At 72.7% G+C, this 20,205-nt stretch carries 17 protein-coding genes and 1 tRNA gene; 5 read left to right on the top strand and 13 right to left on the bottom strand.

Annotated features, from left to right (window positions below; genetic code table 11):
* Positions 1-52: 52 nt before the first annotated feature.
* Genes AC2RP6_RS23650 through AC2RP6_RS23640 form a run of 3 tightly spaced genes read right to left on the bottom strand, consistent with a single transcriptional unit; the run spans position 53 to position 3,401 of the window.
* Positions 53-943 carry an SDR family oxidoreductase gene (locus tag AC2RP6_RS23650; RefSeq protein WP_486448006.1) on the bottom strand — a complete coding sequence of 297 codons (891 nt, stop codon included), beginning with the start codon at positions 941-943 and terminating at the stop codon, positions 53-55.
* Positions 940-1,866, bottom strand: coding sequence for an alpha/beta fold hydrolase (locus AC2RP6_RS23645; protein ID WP_486448005.1), 927 nt, complete (start codon positions 1,864-1,866; stop codon positions 940-942). Before AC2RP6_RS23645 ends, AC2RP6_RS23650 begins: the two co-directional genes overlap by 4 nt.
* A complete protein-coding gene (locus AC2RP6_RS23640; RefSeq protein WP_486450421.1) occupies positions 1,863-3,401 on the bottom strand; it encodes a flavin-containing monooxygenase in 1,539 nt (512 codons plus the stop codon). Before AC2RP6_RS23640 ends, AC2RP6_RS23645 begins: the two co-directional genes overlap by 4 nt.
* Before the next feature lie 188 nt (positions 3,402-3,589).
* Between AC2RP6_RS23640 and AC2RP6_RS23635 the strand changes: the two genes are divergently transcribed.
* Positions 3,590-4,315 carry a MerR family transcriptional regulator gene (locus AC2RP6_RS23635; RefSeq protein ID WP_486448004.1) on the top strand — a complete coding sequence of 242 codons (726 nt, stop codon included), beginning with the start codon at positions 3,590-3,592 and terminating at the stop codon, positions 4,313-4,315.
* On the opposite strand, the gene AC2RP6_RS23630 is transcribed toward AC2RP6_RS23635, so the two are convergent.
* Positions 4,297-5,100: an exodeoxyribonuclease III gene (locus AC2RP6_RS23630; RefSeq protein WP_486448003.1), complete on the bottom strand. Its 804-nt coding sequence runs from the start codon at positions 5,098-5,100 to the stop codon at positions 4,297-4,299. The genes AC2RP6_RS23635 and AC2RP6_RS23630 overlap by 19 nt on opposite strands.
* Positions 5,101-5,138: 38 nt before the next feature.
* On the opposite strand from AC2RP6_RS23630, the gene AC2RP6_RS23625 reads away from it, so the two are divergent.
* Positions 5,139-5,660, top strand: coding sequence for a GNAT family N-acetyltransferase (locus AC2RP6_RS23625; RefSeq protein WP_486448002.1), 522 nt, complete (start codon positions 5,139-5,141; stop codon positions 5,658-5,660).
* 261 nt (positions 5,661-5,921) lie between these two features.
* Here the strand turns inward: AC2RP6_RS23625 and AC2RP6_RS23620 are convergent, their stop codons facing one another.
* The 8 genes from AC2RP6_RS23620 to galU all read right to left on the bottom strand — a co-directional run bounded on the left by AC2RP6_RS23620 (position 5,922) and on the right by galU (position 12,903).
* A complete protein-coding gene (locus AC2RP6_RS23620; RefSeq protein ID WP_486448001.1) occupies positions 5,922-7,289 on the bottom strand; it encodes a CoA transferase in 1,368 nt (455 codons plus the stop codon).
* Positions 7,290-7,397: 108 nt separating this feature from the next.
* A tRNA-Ala gene (locus tag AC2RP6_RS23615) sits at positions 7,398-7,471 on the bottom strand.
* Between the two features lie 78 nt (positions 7,472-7,549).
* Complete coding sequence (gene sepX / locus AC2RP6_RS23610; RefSeq protein WP_486448000.1) at positions 7,550-8,608, bottom strand: divisome protein SepX/GlpR; 1,059 nt, start codon at positions 8,606-8,608, stop codon at positions 7,550-7,552.
* A gap of 189 nt (positions 8,609-8,797) precedes the next feature.
* Positions 8,798-9,406 carry a GNAT family N-acetyltransferase gene (locus tag AC2RP6_RS23605; RefSeq protein ID WP_486447999.1) on the bottom strand — a complete coding sequence of 203 codons (609 nt, stop codon included), beginning with the start codon at positions 9,404-9,406 and terminating at the stop codon, positions 8,798-8,800.
* A gap of 17 nt (positions 9,407-9,423) precedes the next feature.
* Positions 9,424-9,975, bottom strand: a complete 552-nt coding sequence (locus AC2RP6_RS23600; RefSeq protein WP_486450420.1) for a MogA/MoaB family molybdenum cofactor biosynthesis protein — start codon at positions 9,973-9,975, stop codon at positions 9,424-9,426.
* A 38-nt stretch (positions 9,976-10,013) separates the two neighbouring features.
* On the bottom strand, positions 10,014-10,493 hold the full coding sequence (gene moaC, locus AC2RP6_RS23595) for a cyclic pyranopterin monophosphate synthase MoaC (protein ID WP_486447998.1): 480 nt from the start codon (positions 10,491-10,493) through the stop codon (positions 10,014-10,016).
* Positions 10,494-10,613: 120 nt separating this feature from the next.
* Positions 10,614-11,996, bottom strand: a complete 1,383-nt coding sequence (gene glp / locus AC2RP6_RS23590; protein WP_486447997.1) for a molybdotransferase-like divisome protein Glp — start codon at positions 11,994-11,996, stop codon at positions 10,614-10,616.
* 4 nt (positions 11,997-12,000) lie between these two features.
* The gene (gene galU / locus AC2RP6_RS23585) at positions 12,001-12,903 is read right to left on the bottom strand and encodes a UTP--glucose-1-phosphate uridylyltransferase GalU (RefSeq protein ID WP_030028537.1); all 903 of its coding nucleotides are present in this window, start codon (positions 12,901-12,903) and stop codon (positions 12,001-12,003) included.
* Between the two features lie 91 nt (positions 12,904-12,994).
* Here galU and AC2RP6_RS23580 point away from each other — a divergent pair, with 91 nt between their 5' ends.
* Positions 12,995-13,609 (top strand): 5-formyltetrahydrofolate cyclo-ligase, encoded by a 615-nt coding sequence (locus AC2RP6_RS23580; protein WP_486447996.1) that lies wholly within the window; start codon positions 12,995-12,997, stop codon positions 13,607-13,609.
* Between the two features lie 45 nt (positions 13,610-13,654).
* Here AC2RP6_RS23580 and AC2RP6_RS23575 read toward each other — a convergent pair whose 3' ends face one another.
* A complete protein-coding gene (locus AC2RP6_RS23575; RefSeq protein ID WP_486447995.1) occupies positions 13,655-16,525 on the bottom strand; it encodes a penicillin acylase family protein in 2,871 nt (956 codons plus the stop codon).
* A gap of 242 nt (positions 16,526-16,767) precedes the next feature.
* On the opposite strand from AC2RP6_RS23575, the gene AC2RP6_RS23570 reads away from it, so the two are divergent.
* Together AC2RP6_RS23570 and AC2RP6_RS23565 are read left to right on the top strand one after the other, a co-directional pair.
* Positions 16,768-18,339, top strand: a complete 1,572-nt coding sequence (locus AC2RP6_RS23570; protein WP_486450419.1) for a potassium/proton antiporter — start codon at positions 16,768-16,770, stop codon at positions 18,337-18,339.
* 433 nt (positions 18,340-18,772) lie between these two features.
* A complete protein-coding gene (locus AC2RP6_RS23565) occupies positions 18,773-20,173 on the top strand; it encodes an MFS transporter (protein ID WP_486447994.1) in 1,401 nt (466 codons plus the stop codon).
* Positions 20,174-20,205 lie beyond the last annotated feature (32 nt).

The following is a 20,205-nucleotide window of genomic DNA, read 5'->3' as shown; positions in this document are numbered from 1 at the left end:
GCGACCGCCGTTGACGGTCGCGCCCCGTCCGGGTGCCGGGTGGCCCGGCCGGTCAGTGGCTGCGGGTGCGGGTGCGCTCCTGCTCGTCGGCGGCGCCACCCGCCCCGACGAGGCCCTTCGAGACACCGGACAGCCGGGGCTCGAAGCGCTTCATCTCGCGCTGCCCGACCGTCGCGATGATCCCGGGCAGGTAACCGCGCACCCCCTGCATCCCGCGCAGCCACCACTGCGCGTACACGTGCGGAGAGCGCCGCTCGATGCCCGCGACGATCCGGTCGACGGCGGGTCCCAGCGGGTAGGTGCGGTTCGACGGCCACGGCAGCCGTTGGCGCAGCTCCCGCATGACCTCGTCCCGGTCGGCGCCGCGCACCATGTCCGTGTCGGTCCACGAGAGGTAGCCGACGCCGACGCCCACGCCCTTGTACCCGACTTCGGCGCGCAGGCAGTGGGCGAAGGCCTCGACGCCCGACTTGGAGGCGCAGTACGCGGTCATCATGGGCGCCGGGGTGATGGCGGCGAGCGAGGCGATCTGGAGGAAGTAGCCGCGGCTCTCGGTCAGCACGGGCAGGAAGGCGCGGGCGGTGACGGCCCCGCCGATCAGGTTGACCTCGATCACCCGGCGCCAGGCGTCGGGGTCGGAGTCCGCGAACGGCCCGCCCGCGGCGACGCCCGCGTTGGCGACGACGACGTCCACCTTCCCGAACCGCTCCTTGACCTCCTGCGCCACGCGCGCCATCGCCTCGTGGTCGGTGACGTCGGCGTGCCAGTGCTCGCTGTCGGTGTGCAGGCGCTCGGAGACCTCCTTTAGGGCCTCCGGCTCCAGACCGACGAGCGCGATCCGCGCACCGCGCGCGGACAGCTTGCGGGCGAGCAGCTCACCGACCCCGCGGGCGGCCCCCGTGACCACGGCGACCTGGCCTTCCAGACTCCTGCGAGCACTCACGGTGTCTTCTCCTTCTCGGTGGTGTGGAGATGGCGGGCGGTCAACTCGGACAGGACGCGGGTGACGGCCTCGGGAGCCTCGACCGGGGTCATGTGCCCGATGCCGGTGAGCGCGGTGAGGCCGACACAGTGCGGCAGCGCCGCGGCGATCGCGCGGGCGTGCACGAGGGGCGTGAGCCGGTCCGCGGTGCCGCCGATCACGGCGGTGGGGACGGTCAGCCGCGCCACGTCGGCGTCGAGGTCCAGCCCGGCCAGCACCCGCGACCAGGCGCGGCGCACCCCGGCGGGGCAGGCGTGGACGATCGCGGCGCACGCCTCGACCCGGTCGGGTGCGCTGCCGGGGCCCATGGTGGCGTACTTCAGGACCGCTCGGGCGACGGGCGTGACCGGCCCGAGGGGGGCGCGCGACCCGAGGAGGGCGCCGGTGACACGGGTCCGTACGCGCCCGGCGGGCACCGGCAGCACCCGGGCCTGCGCGACCAGGGCGGAACTGCCGGTGCTGCACAGCAGCGCGGCCGCGGCGTGCTCGGTGAACTCCGGCCGGGCGGCGGCCGCCATGATGGTCATGCCGCCCATGGAGTGTCCGGCGACGACAGCGCGCTCGCCGGGGGCGAGGGTCGCGCCGAGCACGGCCACGAGGTCGTCGGCGAGGGCGGTGGTGCTGTGCTCCCGCGCGGCCGGGCTGCGCCCGTGTCCGCGCTGGTCGTAGGCGATGACCCGGTGGGTGGCGGCCAGGGCCCGTATCTGCGCGGCCCAGAAGGCGGTGGAGCAGGTCCAGCCGTGGGACAGCACCACCGCCGGCGCCCCCTCGTCCCCGTGCACCTCGACGTGCAGGCGGGCGCCGTCGGCGGAGACGGCGACGAGTTCGCGCCGTGCGACGGGCGGGGCGTAGGGGCCTGAGGTGACGTGCGCCGGCCGGCTCACGCCGCGCCCTCGGCGGCCGCGATCGCCGCGGCCACGACGACCGCCGGCACCTTCGTCCCGGCCCGTACGACCTCGTACTCCCCCAGGTCGACGCTGCGCGTCTCGCGGCGGAACTCACCGGTGGTGCCGGGCCAGACGGTGGTGTTGCGCCCGTTCGCGTCCAGGTACCAGCTGGTGCAGCCGCCGGTGTTCCACACGGTCCGCTCCATCCGGGCCTGGACCTGCCGGTTCCACCGGTTCACGGCGGAGGGACGGGCGGCGAGCGCCACCTTGCCGCCCAGCATGCCCAGCTGGCGCAGGTAGTCGGCCATGTAGTTCAACTGGGACTCGATCATGAGGATCATCGAGCTGTTCCCCAGCCCGGTGTTCGGCCCGATGATCGTCATCCAGTTGGGGAAGCCGGCCGCCGTCGCCCCGCGCAGCGACTGCATCCCGTCCTTCCACTGGTCGGCCAGGGTCCTGCCCTCCGCGCCCACCACCCGGTCGGCGATGGGCATGTCCGTGACGTGGAAGCCCGTGCCGAAGATGATCGCGTCCACCTCGGTCTCGGTCCCGTCGGCCGCGACCAGGACCGAGCCGCGGATCTCCTTCAGCCCGGAAGCGACGAGGTCCACATCGGGCCGGGCCAGCGCCGGGTAGTACTCGCTGGAGAGCAGGATCCGCTTGCAGCCGATCCGGTAGGAGGGCGTCAGCTTGGCGCGCAGGGCCGGGTCCTTGATCGACCGGGCCATGTTCGCCCTGGCGAGCGCTTCGACGAGTCCGAGCTGGTTCGGCCTCTTGGTGAAGGCGCTGACCTGGAGTTCCCGGATGCCCCACAGCAGCCCCCGGCGCGCGGCACGGGTGAACGGCAACTGCCGGTGCAGCCAGCGCTCCACGGCGGAGATCGCCCGGTCGGTGCGCGGCATCACCCACGGCGGGGTCCGCTGGAAGAGCGTCAGCCGCTCCACTTCGGGGGCGATGGCCGGCACGATCTGGATCGCGGAGGCTCCCGTACCGATCATCGCGACGCGCTTGCCGGTGAGGTCGTAGTCGTGGTCCCAGCGGGCGGAGTGGAAGACCTTGCCGGGGAAGTCCGCCAGCCCGGGGACCTCCGGGAGCTTCGGCTCGGACAGCGGACCGGTCGCGGAGACCACCACGTCTGCGGTCAGCCCGCCCCGCGCGGTCTCGATCTCCCAGCGCAGCTCGTCCGCGTCCCAGCGCATCATCAGGACCTCGGAGTCGAGCCGGATGTGCCGTCGCAGCCCGAAGGTGTCCGCGACGTGCTCCAGGTACGCCCGGATGGCCGGCTGCCCGGAGAAGGTCCTCGGCCAGTCCGGATTCGGCGCGAAGGAGAAGGAGTACAGGTGCGACGGGACGTCGCAGGCGCACCCCGGATAGCTGTTGTCCCGCCAGGTTCCCCCGACCGAGCCCGCCCGTTCCAGGACGACGAAGTCAGTGATCCCCTCGCGCCGCAGCCGCACGGCCGCTCCGAGTCCGCCGAATCCGGACCCGATCACCGCCACGCGTACGTGCTCGCGCACCTCGTGCCCGCCCATGCCGCCCATGCCCGCCGCCTTCCGCTCTTCCGCAGTTCCGCAGTTCCAGCCACGCAACGCCGCAACGCACCACACCATCGAAACACTGCCAGCAATTACTGGCACAATCGGGAGGGTAGAGCAGCCCCGTACTCATGGGTAGGGGGCGGACCCGGAAAGTTACCGCCGGTACTGCATAGGCTTCATCCGTGGCGAAGGAAGAGACGCGGGAAGAGACGCAGGAGAAGCCGGTGCGCGAGTACCGCACCGAGGAGCTGGCCGAAGCGGCCGGCATACCGGTGCGCACCCTGCGCTTCTACCGTGAGCGCAAGCTGCTCCCGCCGCCCCGCCGCCAGGGCCGCATCGCCTGGTACGACGACCACCACCTGGCGCGGCTGCGCACCATCGCCGGGCTGCTGGAGCGGGGCCACACCCTCGGCGGCATCGCCGAGCTGACCGCCGCCTTCGAGAAGGGCCGCGACGTCGGCCAGCTGGGCGAACTGCTCGGCATCGGCGGGTCGGAGGAGACCCCGGTCCGGCTCACCCCGGAGGAGCTGGCCGACTACTTCGAGGGCGAGGTGACCCCCGAGAACCTGGCGGCCTCCCTCGACCTGGGGTACCTCGCCGTCGACGGCGACGCGATCGTGCACGTCAGCCGCCGCCTGCTGGACGTCTCCTCGGCGCTGGTCCGCGAGGGCGTACCGCTGGCGGCGGTCCTGGAGACGGGGCGCCGCGTCCGCGAGCACGCGGACGCGATGGCGCTGCTGTTCACCGAGCTGATCTCGGAGCACATCTCACCGGACGCGCTCACGCGGCTGCGCCCGCTGGCCAAGAACGTGGTCGAGGCGGAGCTGACGATGGCGATGGACCGCCTGCCGGCCTCCGCGCCGCATACCGGCGCGGACTCCGCGCCGGGTCAGACGCCGAGCTCGTAGACGACCGTCACGGGCGCGTGGTCGGACCAGCGCTCGGGGTGCGTCTCGGCCCGCTCGACGAAGGCCTTCACGGCCTTGGCGGCCAGGCCCGGGGTCGCCACCTGCAGGTCGATCCGCCATCCGGCGTCGTTGTCGAAGGCACGGCCGCGGTAGGACCACCAGGAGTACGGCCCCTCGGTGTCGGGGTGCAGCTCGCGCACCACGTCGACGTAGCCGGCCTGCGCGTAGACCTTCCCCAGCCACTCGCGCTCCTCGGGGAGGAAGCCGGCGTTCTTGCGGTTGGTCTTCCAGTTCTTCAGGTCGGCCTCCTGGTGACAGATGTTCCAGTCGCCGCAGACCACGACCTCGCGCCCGTCGGCCGCGGCCCGCGCCTTCAGCCCGGTGAGGTAGGTCAGGAACTCGCCCATGAAGCGGTACTTCTCGTCCTGCTTCTCGGTGCCCGCCTCACCGGAGGGCAGGTAGAGGCTGGCCACGGTCACGCCGGGCAGGTCGACCTCCAGGTACCGCCCGGAGGCGTCGAACTCGTCACTGCCGAACCCGATCCGCACCTGCTCGGGAGCGCGCCGCGTGTACAGCGCGACACCGGCCCGCCCCTTCACGGCGGCCGGGGCGAAGACGGTGTGCCAGCCCTCGGGAGAGCGCACCTCGTCCGGGATCTGCCCCTCCTCGGCCCGTACCTCCTGCAGGCAGACCACATCGGCGTCGGATCCCGCCAGCCACGCCCCAAAGCCCTTCTTGGCGGCGGCCCGAATCCCATTCACATTCACGGAGGTCACAGTGAGCATCCCAGCACCATAGCGGGATGGTTCCGTACGATGTTCGGATGTCTCATGGGATCGACCTCCGCACCGTGCCGTACGACCACCCGGACGCGGTCAGGCTCAACGACCAGGTCCAGCTCGAATACCAGGTGCGGTACCAGGGCGAGGGCGACGCCACCTACCTGGACCCGGCGATGTTCGTCCCGCCGCGGGGCCGGTACATCGTGGCGTACGACACCACGGGCGCCCCGGTGGCGACCGGCGGCTGGCGCAGCCAGGAGCAGAACGACGAGGGCTACTCGGACGGCGACGCCGAGCTCAAGCGGATGTACGTGGTCCCGGAGGCCCGGGGCCTCGGCCTGGCCCGCCGCATCCTGGCGACCCTGGAGGAGGACGCGCGTGCGGCGGGCCGCCTGCGGATGGTCCTCGAAACGGGCGACCAGCAGCCGGAGGCGATAGCCCTCTACCTCTCCTCGGGCTACGCCCCGTCGCCGAAGTTCGGCTTCTACCGCTTCTACGACTCCAGCCGCTGCATGGCCAAACCCCTCCACTCCCCCCTCCCCGCCACCCCCGCCGGCGCCTGAGGCGCGGGGGCCGGGGGGCAGCGCCCCGATCCACCCCCGCCGGCGCCTGGGGCGCGGGGCACGGAGGCCGCGCCCCCGCAGCGGCGGCGCGGCCGGCCTAGGTCCTGTCGTCACAGTGGCGCCGGTCAGGCCCGCGGTGTCCGGTGCCGTGCATCGCAAGGCGGAGGGGCGCCCGAGTACTGGACGTACGTGGGCGCCCCGACAACGCGGCGAGGTGCGGTGCCGGGCGCCGCGGGCCAGGTGCAACTTTGACGACAGGGCCTAGGGTCGCGGGAGCCAGACGGCCCGGTCCGTGCCCCACCTCGACGGCCCCCCGGCCCACTCCCCGAAGGGGCTCACGGCGTGCCGCAGCACCCCGTACCCCGACCCGGTCTCCCGCAGCCACGGCTCCGCCGCGTACCCCCCGGCGCCGGCGGCAGCGGCAGCATCCGCCCGCGCCGGCCCCCGCACCAGCCACGACCCCGTCCCGGCCAGGGAGAACCGCAGCCCCCGCCCGCCGCCCCCGGCCAGGGCCCGCATCACGCCGGCCGCCACCAGGTACCCCGTCCCGTGGTCCAGCGCCTGCGCGGGCAGCACCCCCGGCGCCCCGTCGGGCCCCCCGCACGCGGCGGCGATCCCGTAGCCCGCCTGCACCAGCGAGTCGAACCCCCGCCGCCCGGCCCACGGCTCCGGCGCCCGCCACCCCCACGCGCACAGTTCGGCCACCACCAGCCCCGGCCGCCGCTCCAACAGTTCCCGCGCCCCCAGCCCGTGGCGCTCCAGCGCCCCCGGCCGGTACCCGGTCACCACCACGTCGGCCCCGGCCAGCAGCCCTTCGAAGGCCGCCCGGTCGCCCGCTTCCGCCAGGTCCAGGAGCGCCGACCGCTTCCCGAAGCCGGTGTCCGCGTACGCGTCGTCCGCCTCCGGCAGGCCCGGCGCGTCGATCCGCAGCACGTCCGCGCCCAGCAGCCCGAGCGTGCGCGTGGCGACGGGCCCGGCGATGACCCGCGTCAGGTCCAGCACCCGTACCCCCGCGAGGGGACGCCCGGACGGCGCCCCGCCGAGCGGCCGCCCGCGCCCCGGCTCCCCCGCGCCCCGTACGGTCTCCACGAGCGGCTGCGGATCCCCGTACCGCTCCGCCACGGCGACGGCGAGACCGCCCGCCCCGTAGGCGAGTTCCTGCACCTCGACGGCCGGCCGCGCGGCGACCGCCGCGCCCAGCGCCTCCGGCGTCGCGGACGGCAGCCCCAGCGCCCGTACGAGCGCGGCTTCGTGGTGCGGGTAGTTGGCGTGCGTGCGGACCCAGCCGTCGGCGGCCCGCCAGAAGCCGGAGAGCGGGGCGAAGGCCACCGTCGGCCGGCCGTCGATCCGCAGATGGCGTTCACTGACGAAGGCCGTGGCGACCGCCCCCTCGTCCACCACGAGGGGCGGGGGGTCCTCCGCCTCGCCTCCGGCCCGCACCGCGCCCAGCTCCCCCGCCGCCAGTCCGCAGACGGCGACGGTGGCTCGCGCCAACTCCCGCACCGGGAGCGGCCCTTCTGCGAGGTTTCCGCTGCCCGTGTACCGGACCCGTTCGACGAGTTCCGGGGCGCCGCCGAGCGCCTCCCAGGCCTGGGCCGTGCCGAGGTCCCGTTCACCACCGATCGTCATGAACACATCGTGGCCCAACAACCCCCGGAAACGCCGAAATCCCGCCCGGTCTTGCGACCGGGCGGGATTTCGTGACGTTCACGAGAGCTACTCGCGAACTGTCGTCTGTGGACCTGTGGGGATTTGAACCCCAGACCCCCTCGATGCGAACGAGGTGCGCTACCAGACTGCGCCACAGGCCCTTGCGACGTGTGAAACATTAGCACCCCTGCGCCGGTGCTCCAAAACGCGTATCCGCGAGGGTCCGCGCAGGTCACCGATCACTCGTTCGCAGCCCGGGGGCGGTCCTCGCTCTCGTACTGGTCGAACAGCGGTGTGCGTCCGCGGCCCTGGCCGCGGGGGCGTGGCGCGGTCCGGTCCTGCGGCTCGTCCTCGACGGCGGCCGGGGCCGCCGGGGCGGGGACCGCGGGCTGGGCGCGCAGGCGGGGCTCGGTCGGCTCGGCCGTGCTGGAACGGGTCGCACTCCAGGCGTCCGGAGCCACGGGGCCGGTGGCCCGCGGCGCGACCGGGGCCGTCACGTACGTCGGCAGCGGAACCGGGACCGGCTCCCAGCTGTCACCGCGGACGGGGCCGCGTTCGCGCTCGCGCTGCTGGTCCACCCACTCGGCGTGGTCCGTCTGCTCGACCAGCGCGCGCCGTCCGGCCTCCTGCGGGGAGACCGGTGGAGCAGGGTCCGGTTCATTGCCCGCCTCCGCCCCCTCCTCGGGGTGGCGGCGGCGGGGGCGGTCCTCCCGCAACTGCCGGGCGGCCGCCTCGGCGCGCCGCCGGTCCATGGTGAACTCGTAGCGCCGCCGCTCCTGCACCCGCAGGTGGGCGATGTACGCGCTCAGCAGGAGCGCGGGCACGGCGGGGGCCCACAGGTAGCGCAGGCCGCCCACCGCGGCGACGACGGCGCCGGCGGTGAAGACCAGGAAGAGGAGTGCGGTGGTGCGCCGACGGCGCGCGAGGACCTGGAGGCGTTGTTCCCTCCGGGCCCGCTCCGCCCGGTGCTCCCGCTCGGCGGCCGCCGCCCGCGGCTCCGCCCTGGTCGGGGACACGCCGAGGGCCCGGGCGTCGGCGTCGACGGAATTCACCGTTTCCGTCGCGGCGTCCGGGTCCGCGTGGGGCTGGGGGTCCGCCTCCTCGTCACCGCGCTCACGCAGCCCCTTGGCGTAACGGCGCTCCATTCCCGCCCGGCCGGAAAGCAGCCGAATGGCAGTGGAGAAGCGTTCCGTCGGACGGGCTTCGTTCAGCTCGTCCTGCCTCCGGAGCCACATGGGCACCAAGTAGGCGGCCCAGGCCCCCACAATGACTGCGTAGATGAGGCCGCTGCTGCTCACACCTCACACCGTAGAGGGGTGCGGGCGAGGGGATCGGCCAATTGGGCCGGTGTGTCGCGCGATCTCGCTGATATCACGGACTTTTTTTGTGATTCTTCGGATCAGGTTATGGGCGAATCGGTTACCTCGGGCCATTAATTCGAACAGATATTCGCTTATCGTCGTGGCCGCACCCGGGCGGTCCGCCCCCTATTTCGGCGGCGTCGGCGAGTGGCGCGACCGGTGCCAGCGGCGCAGCAGCCCCTCCGGCACCTCCTCCGCCGTGATCGCGTAGACGAGGTGGTCGCGCCAGGCGCCGTCGATGTGGAGGTAGCGCGGACGCAGTCCCTCCTCGCGCAGGCCCAGCTTCTCCACGACCCGTCGGCTCGGCCCGTTCTCGGGGCGGATGCACACCTCGATCCGGTGCAGGCCGACCTTGCGGAAGCAGTGGTCGATCGCCATCGCGACCGCCGTCGGCATGACGCCCCGCCCCGCCACGTCGCGGTCCACCCAGTAGCCGACGTGCCCCGCGCACATCGAGCCCCAGGTGATCCCGGCGACCGTCAGCTGGCCCACCAGCCGCCCCTGGTACTCGATGACGAAGGGCAGCATCCGGCCCGCGTTCGCCTCCGCCCGCAGGTGACGGACCATCTGGCGGTACGTGGGCCGCTGGACGACCGGCCCCCACGGCGCGGGCGGCGGGATCGTGGCCTCCCACGGCCGGAGCCAGTCGCGGTTGCGCTGGTTGACCTCGCGCCAGTCCTTCTGGTCGCGCAGTTTTATCGGCCGGAGCGTGACGTCGCCGTCGGTCAGGACCACGGGCCAGGTCGGGCCGTTCAGCTCGGGCTCCCGGAAGGTCCCGCCGGTCCGGGGTGGTCGCCGCCGCGGAGCTGGTCCACCGCGTGCGGCAGGATGCGGGACAGGACCGCGAGGCCGTCGCGCACCCCGCCCGTGGAGCCGGGGAGGTTGACGATGAGGGTGCGCCCGGCGACTCCCGCCAGACCCCGGGACAGGGCCGCGGTGGGCACCTTCGCCAGGCCTTCGGCACGGATCGCCTGCGGGATCCCCGGGATCTCGTAGTCCAGCACCCGCGCGGTGGCGTCCGGGGTGCGGTCGGTCGGCGAGATCCCGGTGCCGCCGGTGGTCAGGATGACGTCGTACGCGGCGGCCACGCCGTCGCGCAGGGCCCGCTCGACGGGATCGCCGTCCGGGACGACCCGCGGGCCGTCCACCGTGAAACCGAGCTGTTCCAGGGCCTCGGCCAGCAGCGGGCCCCCCTTGTCGGCGTACACGCCCTGCGAGGCACGGTTGGACGCCGTGACGACGAGCGCCCTCCCGAGCGGTGCCGCGGCCCCGGCGGGCGCCGCGCCGGCCTGCGCCGCGGCCACCGGGTGGTGGCCGTGCGCCTCCCCGCCGCGGGGGGCGTTCACGAGCGCGCCCAGTCGCCGGACTTGCCGCCGGTCTTCTCCTCCACCCGGACGTCCGTGATGACGGCGCCCTTGTCGACCGCCTTCACCATGTCGATCACGGTGAGTCCGGCGACCGCGACCGCGGTCAGCGCCTCCATCTCGACGCCCGTGCGGTCGGTCGTCTTCACGGTGGCGAGGATCTCCACGGCGTCGTCGCCGACCGTCAGGTCGACCTTCACGCCCGAGACGGCCAACGGGTGGCACAGCGGGATCAGGTCGGGGGTCTTCTTCGCCCCCATGATCCCGGCGATGCGCGCGGTGGCGAGGGCGTCCCCCTTGGGCACGCCCTCGCCGCGCAGCAGCTCGATCACCCGGGGGGAGACGCGTACGCGTCCACTGGCGCGCGCCGTCCGGGTGGTGACGTCCTTCGCGGAGACGTCGACCATCCGGGCCGCGCCGGCCTCGTCGATGTGGGTGAGCCTGCTCTCGGTACTCATTGCTGCCGCTCCGCTCTGGGCCCGGGGGGCCTGTGTGGTGCGACACACGCTACCCGCACGGGCCGCCCGGGGGGCGCCCCGGGGGAACGGCCCCGGGTGCGTCCGGAGCTGCGGCGCGGCTCAGCCGAGCAGGACCACTTCCAGCTCGGTTCCGGGCTCCACGGAGGTGACGTCCTCGGGTACGACCATCAGCGAGTCGGCGTGGGCCAGTGCGGCGATCAGGTGGGAGCCCGATCCGCCGACCGGAGTGACCGTGCCGGCCTCGGCGTCGTACGCGCCGCGCAGGAACTGGCGGCGGCCGGCCGGGGAGCCGAGCGCCTCGTCGGCCTTGAGCACGGCCCGCACGCTCGGCCGCCGCACCTCGGACTCCGGCAGCCCCATGAGGGCGCGGATCGCGGGGCGCACGAACAGCTCGAAGGAGACGTAGGAGGAGACCGGGTTGCCGGGCAGGGCCAGCAGCGGGGTGTGGTCCGGGCCGATGGTGCCGAAGCCCTGCGGCTTGCCGGGCTGCATGGCGAGCCTGCGGAAGTCGATCCGGGTCGCGTCCACGTCCGCGTCCGCGTCACCGTCCCCGTCGCCCGCAGCGGTGGAGCCGGCGGAACCGGACGAGCCGACCGCGGAGAGGGCCTCCTTGACCACGTCGTACGCGCCGACGCTGACGCCCCCCGTGGTCACCAGCAGATCGGCCCGGATCAGCTGGTCCTCGATGGTGGAGCGCAGGGTGTCGGCGTCGTCGGCGACGGCGCCCACCCGGTAGGCGATGGCGCCGGCGTCCCGCGCGGCCGCCGCCAGCGCGAAGCTGTTGGAGTCGTAGATCGTGCCGGCGTTCAGCGGCTCGCCGGGCTGGACCAGCTCGCTGCCGGTGGACAGGACCACGACGCGCGGGCGCGGCCGCACCCGGACGGTGCCGCGCCCGATGGCGGCGAGCAGGGCGATCTGGGGCGGGCCGAGGACCGTGCCGGCCGCGAGGGCGAGGTCGCCCGCCTGGACGTCGCTGCCGCGCGCGCGGACGTGCGCCCGCGCCCCGGCGGGGCGGTGCACCCGTACCTCGCCGCCCGCCCGCTCGGGGGCGGCGCTGGCCGGGGCCATTCCCGCGGCGGCGCCGCCTCCGGTGCCGCCGTCGGTCCACTCGACCGGTACGACGGCCTCCGCACCGGGCGGCAGCGGGGCACCGGTCATGATCCGGGCGGCCTCGCCGGGGCCGACGGTGGGCAGCTCGCCGCTGCCCGCCGCGACGTCCCCGATGACCGTCAGCACCGCGGGGAACTCCTCGCTCGCACCCTGGACGTCGGCCGTGCGGACGGCGTAGCCGTCCATGGAGCTGTTGTCGAAGGGCGGGAGGGCGACGGGCACGGTGACGTCTTCGACCAGGACACAGCCCTGGGCGTCCAGCAGCTGGAGCTCGATGGGCTCCAGGGGCCGGACGGCCCCGAGGACGTCCGCGAGGTGCTCGTCCACGGACCACAGACGGTGGCCTGTGTCCTGCGGTGCGGAACTGCTCAAGGTGCTACATCTCCTCCGTGACGTAACGGTGAAGCCAGGTGCGGAACTCGGGGCCCAGGTCCTCGCGCTCGCACGCGAGGCGGACGATGGCCCGCAGGTAGTCGCCGCGGTCCCCGGTGTCGTAGCGACGGCCCCGGAAGACCACGCCGTGCACCGGGCCGCCGACGCTCTCGTCGGCGGCCAGCTTCTGCAGGGCGTCGGTGAGCTGGATCTCCCCACCGCGGCCCGGCTCGGTCTCCCGCAGTATGTCGAAGATCGCGGGGTTGAGGACGTAGCGTCCGATGACCGCGTAGTTGCTGGGGGCGTCCTGGGGCTCCGGCTTCTCCACGAGACCGGTGATGCGGACCACGTCCGCCTCGTCGGTGGCCTCGACGGCGGCGCAGCCGTAGAGGTGCACGCTGGCCGGGTCGACCTCCATGAGGGCGATGACGGTGCCGCCGGTGCGCGCGTGGATGTCGGCCATCTGACGCAGCAGCGGGTCGCGCGGGTCGATCAGGTCGTCACCGAGGAGGACGGCGAAGGGCTCGCGGCCGACGTGCGGCTCGGCGCACAGCACCGCGTGGCCGAGGCCCCGCGGGTCGCCCTGGCGGACGTAGTGCATGGTCGCGAGGTCGCTGGACTCCTGGACCTTCTTCAGCCGATCGTCGTCGCCCTTGGCGATGAGGGCCGACTCCAGCTCGTAGTTGCGGTCGAAGTGGTCTTCCAGGGCACGCTTGTTACGCCCAGTGATCATGAGGACGTCGTCGAGTCCGGCCGCGACGGCCTCCTCGACCACGTACTGGATGGCCGGCTTGTCCACAACCGGGAGCATTTCCTTCGGGGTCGCCTTGGTCGCCGGAAGGAAGCGGGTGCCGAGGCCAGCGGCCGGAATGACGGCCTTCTTGATCACGGGGTGCAACATAGTCATGGCCAGAACGATAGTGGGTCCTGCCGAAAGTCCGACGAGTTCGCGGCTGCTAGGTCCACATATGCCCTGATTCGAAGGAAATTTGATTCTCGTGGCAGAGAAACCGCCGCCGGCGTCCGCCAAGTCCGAGCTGCGCCGGGAACTCCTCGCGGCCCGTCGCGCCCTGTCCCCCGACGCCCGCCGCACGGCCGCCGCGGCGCTCGCCGTCACCGCCCTCGAACTGCCCGAACTGGCCGGCGCGCGCACGGTCGCGGCGTACGTCTCGGTCGGCGGCGAGCCCGGCACCCGTGCGCTCCTCGACGCGCTGCGGGCGGCGGGCAAGCGGGTGCTGCTGCCCCTCCTGCTGCCCGACAACGACCTCGACTGGGCGGCGTACGAGGGGCCGGAGAGCCTCTCCGAGGCGGCGCACCCGGGGAGGATGCGGCTGCTGGAGCCGAACGGCCCCGCGCTCGGGCCGGACGCGGTGACGCGTGCCGACGCCGTCCTGCTGCCCGGGCTCGCGGTGGACGGGCGCGGCATGCGGCTGGGCCGCGGCGGGGGCAGCTACGACCGGGTGCTGCGGCGCCTGGAGCGGGCCGGGGCGCATCCGGCGCTGGTGGTGCTCCTCTACGACGACGAGGTGGTCGCGCGGGTCCCGGAGGAACCGCACGACCACCCCGTCCAGGCGGTGGCCACCCCGTCGGGGGTGCGCCGCTTCAGCTCGTGAAGCTCGTGAGGCAGCTCGTGTGGCGGCCGGTCACGAGGCGGCCGGTCACGAGGCGGCCGGCTTGAGGGTCAGGGTGTCGACCGTGGCCTTCTCGACGGCCTCCTTGCCGAAGGGCCACTCCAGCAGCTCTCCCTTGGCCCACATCTGCGTCTGGTCCGTGTAGTGCGAGTTGTACGCGTGGCCCGAGGCGCCGGTGAGGTTGATCCAGCGGGACTTGTCGAGGTCGTTGAGGTTGACGACCATCCGCATCGACGGCACCCAGGTGACCCCGTAGCCGCTGGAGGCGTTCCAGCCGGTGGCGTTGACGGTCGCCTCGCCGCCGCCCACGTTCCACGGGCCCCGGTTGAGGAGCCACTGCATGAAGCCGGGGCCCTCGGTGCCGATCGTCTGGTTCTTCAGGTTCAGCTGGTGCAGCCGGCCCCAGCTCCACGTGGACTGGTCCTTGCCGAGCTTGGCGGTCAGTTCCCAGCGGGCGTCGGCCATGGCCCGCGCGAACAGCTCGTCGCGGGTGGTGGTGGCGGGCTTGTTGAGGCCCTTGGCGGGCGCGCTCCACCACGCCGACTTCTCGTCCTTGACCAGGCGGCGGACCACCTCGAACCAGCGGTCGCCGCCGTCGGGCTGCGCCGAGTCCGCGTCCCGGGTGCCGCACTCGCGGACCGTCTTGGACAGGTCGTCGGCGGGGCCGGTGCCGTTGCCGAGGACGTTCATGCAGCTGCCCTCGATCCGCAGCTCCTTGGGCATCTTGTCGCCGAAGGACAGCTTGAGGATGTTGCGCCAGACCGCGTTGAAGTAGGCGGCCGCCGCCGAGTCGGACTCCTGCGTGTAGTTCCAGCCGTCCAGCAGCTTCTGCGCGGCGCGCACGCCGGGGTCCGAGATCTGGATCTTCGACAGCATCGGGGTCAGCAGCGCGGCGATCTCGCTGCTGTTGTCCATCTGCATGGTGCGCATGTCGTCGGTCGAGATCTTGCCGCCGTCCTTGGTCTTCGCCTCGATGAGGTCGTTGATCCGCTGGCTGCGGGCGCCGTAGCCCCAGTCGGTGGTCAGCAGGTGCGGGTACTTGCCCGCGCCGGTCCCGCCCTCGGCGACCGCCTGGTTGGCGGTGACGATGTAGCCGCGCGAGGGGTTCAGGTCCCAGGGCAGCTCGTTCTGCGGGATGTAGCCGGCGTTGCCGTCCCGGCCGCCCTTCCAGGCGTACTTGGAGTCCCAGCCCGGGGCGGGCATCCGGCCGTCGCCCTGGCCGCGGACCGGGATGCGGCCGGGGGCCTGGTAGCCGATGTTGCCGTTCTGGTTCTTGTTGTCGGCGTAGATCAGGTTCTGCGAGGGCACGTCGAAGTCGGCGGCCGCCTTGCGGAAGTCGTCGAAGTTCTTGGCCTGGTCGAGCTTGAAGACCGCGTCCATGGTCCGGCCCGGGTCCAGCGCGGTCCAGCGCAGGGCGATGGCGTAGCCGTCGCCGCGGTCGGGGGCGGAGACGTCCACGGGGGCGCGGGTGCCGACCGTACCGAGCTCCTCGCTGCGGTCGGAGACGAGCGGGCCGTTGTTGGTGGTGCGGACCGTGATCTTCTTGCTGGCGCCGCCCGCGACCTTGATGACCTCCTCGCGGGAGGTGAAGGGGAGCACCCGGTTGTCGTAGACGTAGCCCTCGGGCTTGATCTGCTCCAGGTAGAGGTCGGTGACGTCGGCGCCGAGGTTGGTCATGCCCCAGGCGATGTCGTTGTTGTGGCCGATGACCACGCCGGGCATGCCGGAGAAGGTGAAGCCGGCCACGTCGTACTTGCACTGGGCCGAGACGGTGCGGCAGTGCAGGCCCATCTGGTACCAGACCGAGGGCAGTTGCGGCGACAGGTGCGGGTCGTTGGCCAGCAGCGGCTTGCCGGTGGTCGTGTACTTGCCCGAGATGACCCAGGAGTTCGAGCCGATGCCGCTGCCGTTGGGGCCGAGGATCGCGGGGACCTTCTCCAGGGTGTCGGCCAGGGCGCTCAGCTGGGTGCGCAGGCCCACGGTCGCGCCCTGGGCGGCGGTGTTGCCGGCGAGGCCGGTCGGGTCGCCCGTGCCCGCCGCGGCGGAGGCCTGGGAGGCGGCGTTCCCGCCCGAGCCGCTGCCGGAGCCGGAACCCGAACCGGAGCCCGAGCCGCTGCCGGAGTTCCCGGTCTGGCCCTGGGGGGTGTACTTGCCGCCGTCGACCTTGCCGCCCTCGACGACCGGCTTGTTCCGGTCGAAGGGGTACGGCGGGTAGAGCTCGGCGATCTGCGCCTGCGACAGCTTGCCCGTCATCAGTGCGCGGTCGATCTCGTCCTGCATGTTGCCGCGCAGGTCCCAGGCCATCGCCTTGAGCCAGGCCACCGAGTCCACCGGGGACCACTTCTCGGGGGCGTAGCCGTCGCTGAGCTTGAGGGCGGCGTGCTCGACGGAGAGGTCCTTGCCGGACTTCCCGTTCAGGTACGCGTTGACCCCGTCGGCGTAGGACTGCAGATTCTTCTTGGTCTCCGCGGAGAGCTTGGTGTCGTACTCCTCCTGCGCGACCTGGCGCCAGCCGAGCGTGCGCAGGAAGGCGTCGGTCTCGACCTGGCCGGAGCCGAACATCTCCGAGAGCCGCCCCGACGTCATGTGGCGGCGTACGTCCATCTCCCAGAAGCGGTCCTGCGCGTGGACGAAGCCCTGCGCGCGGAAGAGGTCGCCGTCGTTGTCCGCGTAGAGCTGCGGAATGCCGTTGGCGTCGCGCTTCACCTCGACCGTGCCGGTCAGGCCGGGCACGTCGAGGGAGCCGGTCGTCTGCGGGAAGGAGGAGCGCACGCCGTCCACGCTCCAGTACGCCCCGTAGCCGAGGCCCGCGACGAGTCCCAGGACCAGTACGAGCACGATCAGACGGGCGCGTCGTCCCTTCTTCTTGGCGGGAGGAGCGGTTTCGTTGGCGGGCATCGCTGTCCTTAGAGGGGCAGGGTGGTCCTGGGAGTGCTGGGAGCAACCATAGGCGCAGGACCGACTCCGTTGATCCGCCAGGGGTGGAGGCCGTGTGGAGGGCCTGTATCCCGCGGGGGCCGGGGAGGCGGCCCGAAAACGATCTACCGGCGACTCCTGCGGTCCCGAGGACAGGGGCGGGTGCCCGTTTCACAATGTGGTTATCGCGTAAAGGGCGCGTCAAAGATTAGGTAAGGTAACGAATTACTTGCCGAACTTGTCGCCGGGAGGATCGATCCACCGGGCGCATTGAGGAGGGCCGCCCGCTGACTGTCCACACGCTCAATGAGCTCCTGCTGGTCTGCTCGCTCGTACTGCTCGTCGCCGTGGCCGCGGTGCGGGTCTCGTCACGCAGCGGCCTGCCCAGCCTGCTCATCTACCTCGGCATAGGCGTCGCCATAGGTCAGGACGGCATCGGGAACGTCGTCTTCGACAACGCCGAGCTGACCCAGGTCATCGGCTACGCCGCCCTCGTGGTGATCCTCGCCGAGGGCGGTCTGGGCACCAAGTGGAAGGAGATCAGACCGGCCCTGCCGGCCGCGATCATGCTGTCACTGGTGGGCGTCGCGATCAGCGTGGGCGTGACGGCGGCGGGGGCGCACTACCTCGTCGGGCTGGAGTGGCGCCAGGCGCTGCTGATCGGCGCGGTCGTCTCCTCGACGGACGCGGCGGCCGTCTTCTCGGTCCTGCGGAAGGTCCCGCTGCCCTCCCGGATCACGGGCGTCCTGGAGGCCGAGTCCGGCTTCAACGACGCGCCCGTCGTCATCCTGGTGGTCGCCTTCTCCACGGTCGGCCCGGTGGACGACTGGTACGTCCTGATCGGCAAGATCGCCCTGGAGCTCGCCATCGGCGCGGCGATCGGCCTGGCCGTGGGCTTCCTCGGCGCCTACGGCCTGCGGCACGTGGCGCTGCCCGCCTCCGGCCTCTACCCGATCGCCGTGATGGCCATCGCCATCGTGGCGTACGCGGCCGGTGCGATGGCGCACGGCTCCGGCTTCCTCGCGGTCTACCTGGCGGCGATGGTCCTGGGCAACGCCAGGCTCCCGCACTGGCCCGCCACGCGCGGCTTCGCCGACGGGCTCGGCTGGATCGCCCAGATCGGCATGTTCGTGCTGCTGGGCCTGCTGGTCACCCCGCACGAGCTGGTCCGCGACTTCTGGCCCGCGGTCGTCATCGGCCTGGTGCTGACGATGGTGGCGCGCCCCCTGGAGGTGTTCGTCAGCCTGCTGCCCTTCCGGCTCCCGTGGCAGGAACAGGTCCTGATGTCGTGGGCGGGGCTGCGGGGCGCCGTGCCCATCATCCTGGCGACCATCCCGATGGTGTCCGGGATCGAGGGCAGTGACCGCGTCTTCAACATCGTCTTCGTGCTGGTCGTCGTCTACACCCTCGTGCAGGGGCCGACCCTGCCGTGGCTGGCGCGCAAGCTGGACCTCGGGCGGGGGATGGAGACCGCGTCGGACCTCGGCATCGAGTCGGCGCCGCTGGAGAAGCTGCGCGGACACCTGCTGTCCTTCGCCGTCCCGCCCGCCTCGCGGATGCACGGAGTCGAGGTGAGCGAGCTGCGGCTGCCGCCGGGGGCCTCGGTCACGCTGGTCGTCCGGGACGCGAAGAGCTTCGTACCGGCGCCGTCGACCGTGCTGCGGCGCGGGGACGAGCTGCTGGTGGTGGCCACGGACCCGGTCCGGGACGCGGCGGAGGCGCGGCTGCGGGCGGTGGCCCGGGGCGGCAAGCTGGCGGGCTGGCTGGGGACCGGCAACGGGGCCGGATCGCATTAGACGGAGCGGGGGGACGTCAGAAAGACGTCCGAAAGCAGCTGCGGCGGCGTGAGGGCGCCGTTAGAGCGGCGTTCTAATTCGGCCGGATTCGGAGAGATCTGCCCGTTCTTATCCGGATATATACGGAGCTTTCACTGCGACGGGCCGGTTAATCCCAGGTGAAGAGAGGGCTTGTCAGCACAATCACAGGGCGTGATATCGGCTTCCCCTGTACGATGAAGGCACAACAGATCGAACCAACTCTGCCTGACGCAGAGCTGGCGCGACCGCAAAGCGGCCGTGGCACCCTCCCGCAGTGGGCGCCCAGGTATCACTCGGTTATGCGCAAGAGGACAGCTCTCGGGGCTCCCAACACGTACGGGTGCGACCGCTCACAAAGCACGGCACCGTCCGCAGACGGGGATGCTCTACCAGGCAGCGGAAAGGCAAGGCCGTGACATCCGCGGTCACGACCGACACGTCCGCCCGCCCCGGCTACGGGCAGCTCCTGCGCACGCCCGGCGCCCTCGGCTTCGTACTCCCCGGCTTCGCAGCGCGACTCCCCTTCGGCATGCTGACCATCAGCATCCTGCTGCTGGTCCAGCACACCACCGGTTCCTACGGCAGCGCCGGCATCGTCGCCGCCGTCACCGGCATCTCGATGGCCCTCTCCGCCCCGCTGATGGGCATCTTCACCGACCGGTTCGGCCAGAGCGCCGTGCTGGTGCCCGTGGTCCTCGCGCACGCCGCGTCCGTCACCGGCCTCGCCGCCCTGGCGCTGGCCGACGCCGACGTCTGGTTCCTGGCGCTGGCCGCGGTCCCGGCCGGCGCCTCGGTGCCGCAGGTCGGCCCGATGGTCCGCGCACGCTGGGCCGCCCGCCTGGAGGGCTCGCCGCTGCTGCCGACGGCCGCCGCCTTCGAGTCCGTCACCGACGAGTTCACCTTCGTCGTGGGCCCGGTCCTGGCCACCGCGCTGTGCACCGGCATCCACCCGGCGGCCGGCCTGGTCACCGAGGCCACGCTGACGCTGATCGGCGGTCTGCTCTTCGCGGCCCGCCGCTCCTCCCAGCCCACCGCGCACGCCCCGTCGGCCACCGGCGAGAAGCGCGCCTTCGCACTGTCGCACCCGGGCCTGCGCGTCCTGATCCTCGCCTTCCTCGGGATCGGCGCCGTCTTCGGCGGCATGCAGGTCTCGCTCGCCGCCTTCTCCGCCGAGATCGGCAACCCCGGCGCCAACGGCCTGCTCTACGGCGTCTTCGCGGCCGGCAACATGGTCTCGGGCATCGCCATGGGCGCCGTCGCGTGGAAGATCGGCCCGCGCCGCCGGCTGATCCTGGGCTACGTCGGCCTCACCGCCGCCGCGTCCCTCCTGTGGGCCGCGCACTCGGTGTTCCTGCTGGGCGCGCTCGGCCTGGTCGTCGGCCTGTTCATCGCCCCGGCCCTCATCACCGGCTACACGATGGTCGAGCAGCTGGTCCCCGCGAACGCCCGGACCGAGGCCTTCACCTGGCTGACCGGTTCGATCGCCTTCGGGCAGGCCCTCGCGGTCATCCTGGCCGGCCGGCTGACCGACGCGCACGGCTCCTCGTACGGCTTCCTGGTGCCGATGGCGGCCACCGCGCTGGCGCTGGCCACCCTGCTGGCGCTGCGGGCGAAGCTGGCCCCCAAGGCCCCGAGCCGGATCGTGAACGCGTCGGCCTCCGGGCACGAGGCCGAGGAAACGGCCACGGCCACGACCACGGCGATGGCCGTCGCACCGGCCCCGACGACGGGCCGGGCCACCCCCGCGCAGAGCCCCCGTAACCGGGTGAACGAGCGTGGGATGGGTCACCGCGTGCCGGTGACGGTGGACTGATCCGCCGGAATACGTCACCATGGAGCGTCGTT

It is taken from the genome of Streptomyces sp. WAC03905 (assembly GCF_057371075.1).
Note: the sequence above shows the minus strand (reverse complement) of the source record. Positions and strands in the feature narration are given on the sequence as shown.

Excerpts from the sequence above, each read along its gene's own strand:
- AC2RP6_RS23620 (WP_486448001.1), bottom strand. The coding sequence starts at position 7,289 with ATGACGATCGGTGGTGAACGGGACCTCGGCACGGCCCAGGCCTGGGAG.
- galU (WP_030028537.1), bottom strand. The coding sequence starts at position 12,903 with ATGACTATGTTGCACCCCGTGATCAAGAAGGCCGTCATTCCGGCCGCT.
- AC2RP6_RS23630 (WP_486448003.1), bottom strand. The coding sequence starts at position 5,100 with ATGCTCACTGTGACCTCCGTGAATGTGAATGGGATTCGGGCCGCCGCC.
- moaC (WP_486447998.1), bottom strand. The coding sequence starts at position 10,493 with ATGAGTACCGAGAGCAGGCTCACCCACATCGACGAGGCCGGCGCGGCC.
- AC2RP6_RS23640 (WP_486450421.1), bottom strand. The coding sequence starts at position 3,401 with ATGGGCGGGCACGAGGTGCGCGAGCACGTACGCGTGGCGGTGATCGGG.
- AC2RP6_RS23575 (WP_486447995.1), bottom strand. The coding sequence starts at position 16,525 with ATGCCCGCCAACGAAACCGCTCCTCCCGCCAAGAAGAAGGGACGACGC.
- AC2RP6_RS23625 (WP_486448002.1), top strand. The coding sequence starts at position 5,139 with ATGTCTCATGGGATCGACCTCCGCACCGTGCCGTACGACCACCCGGAC.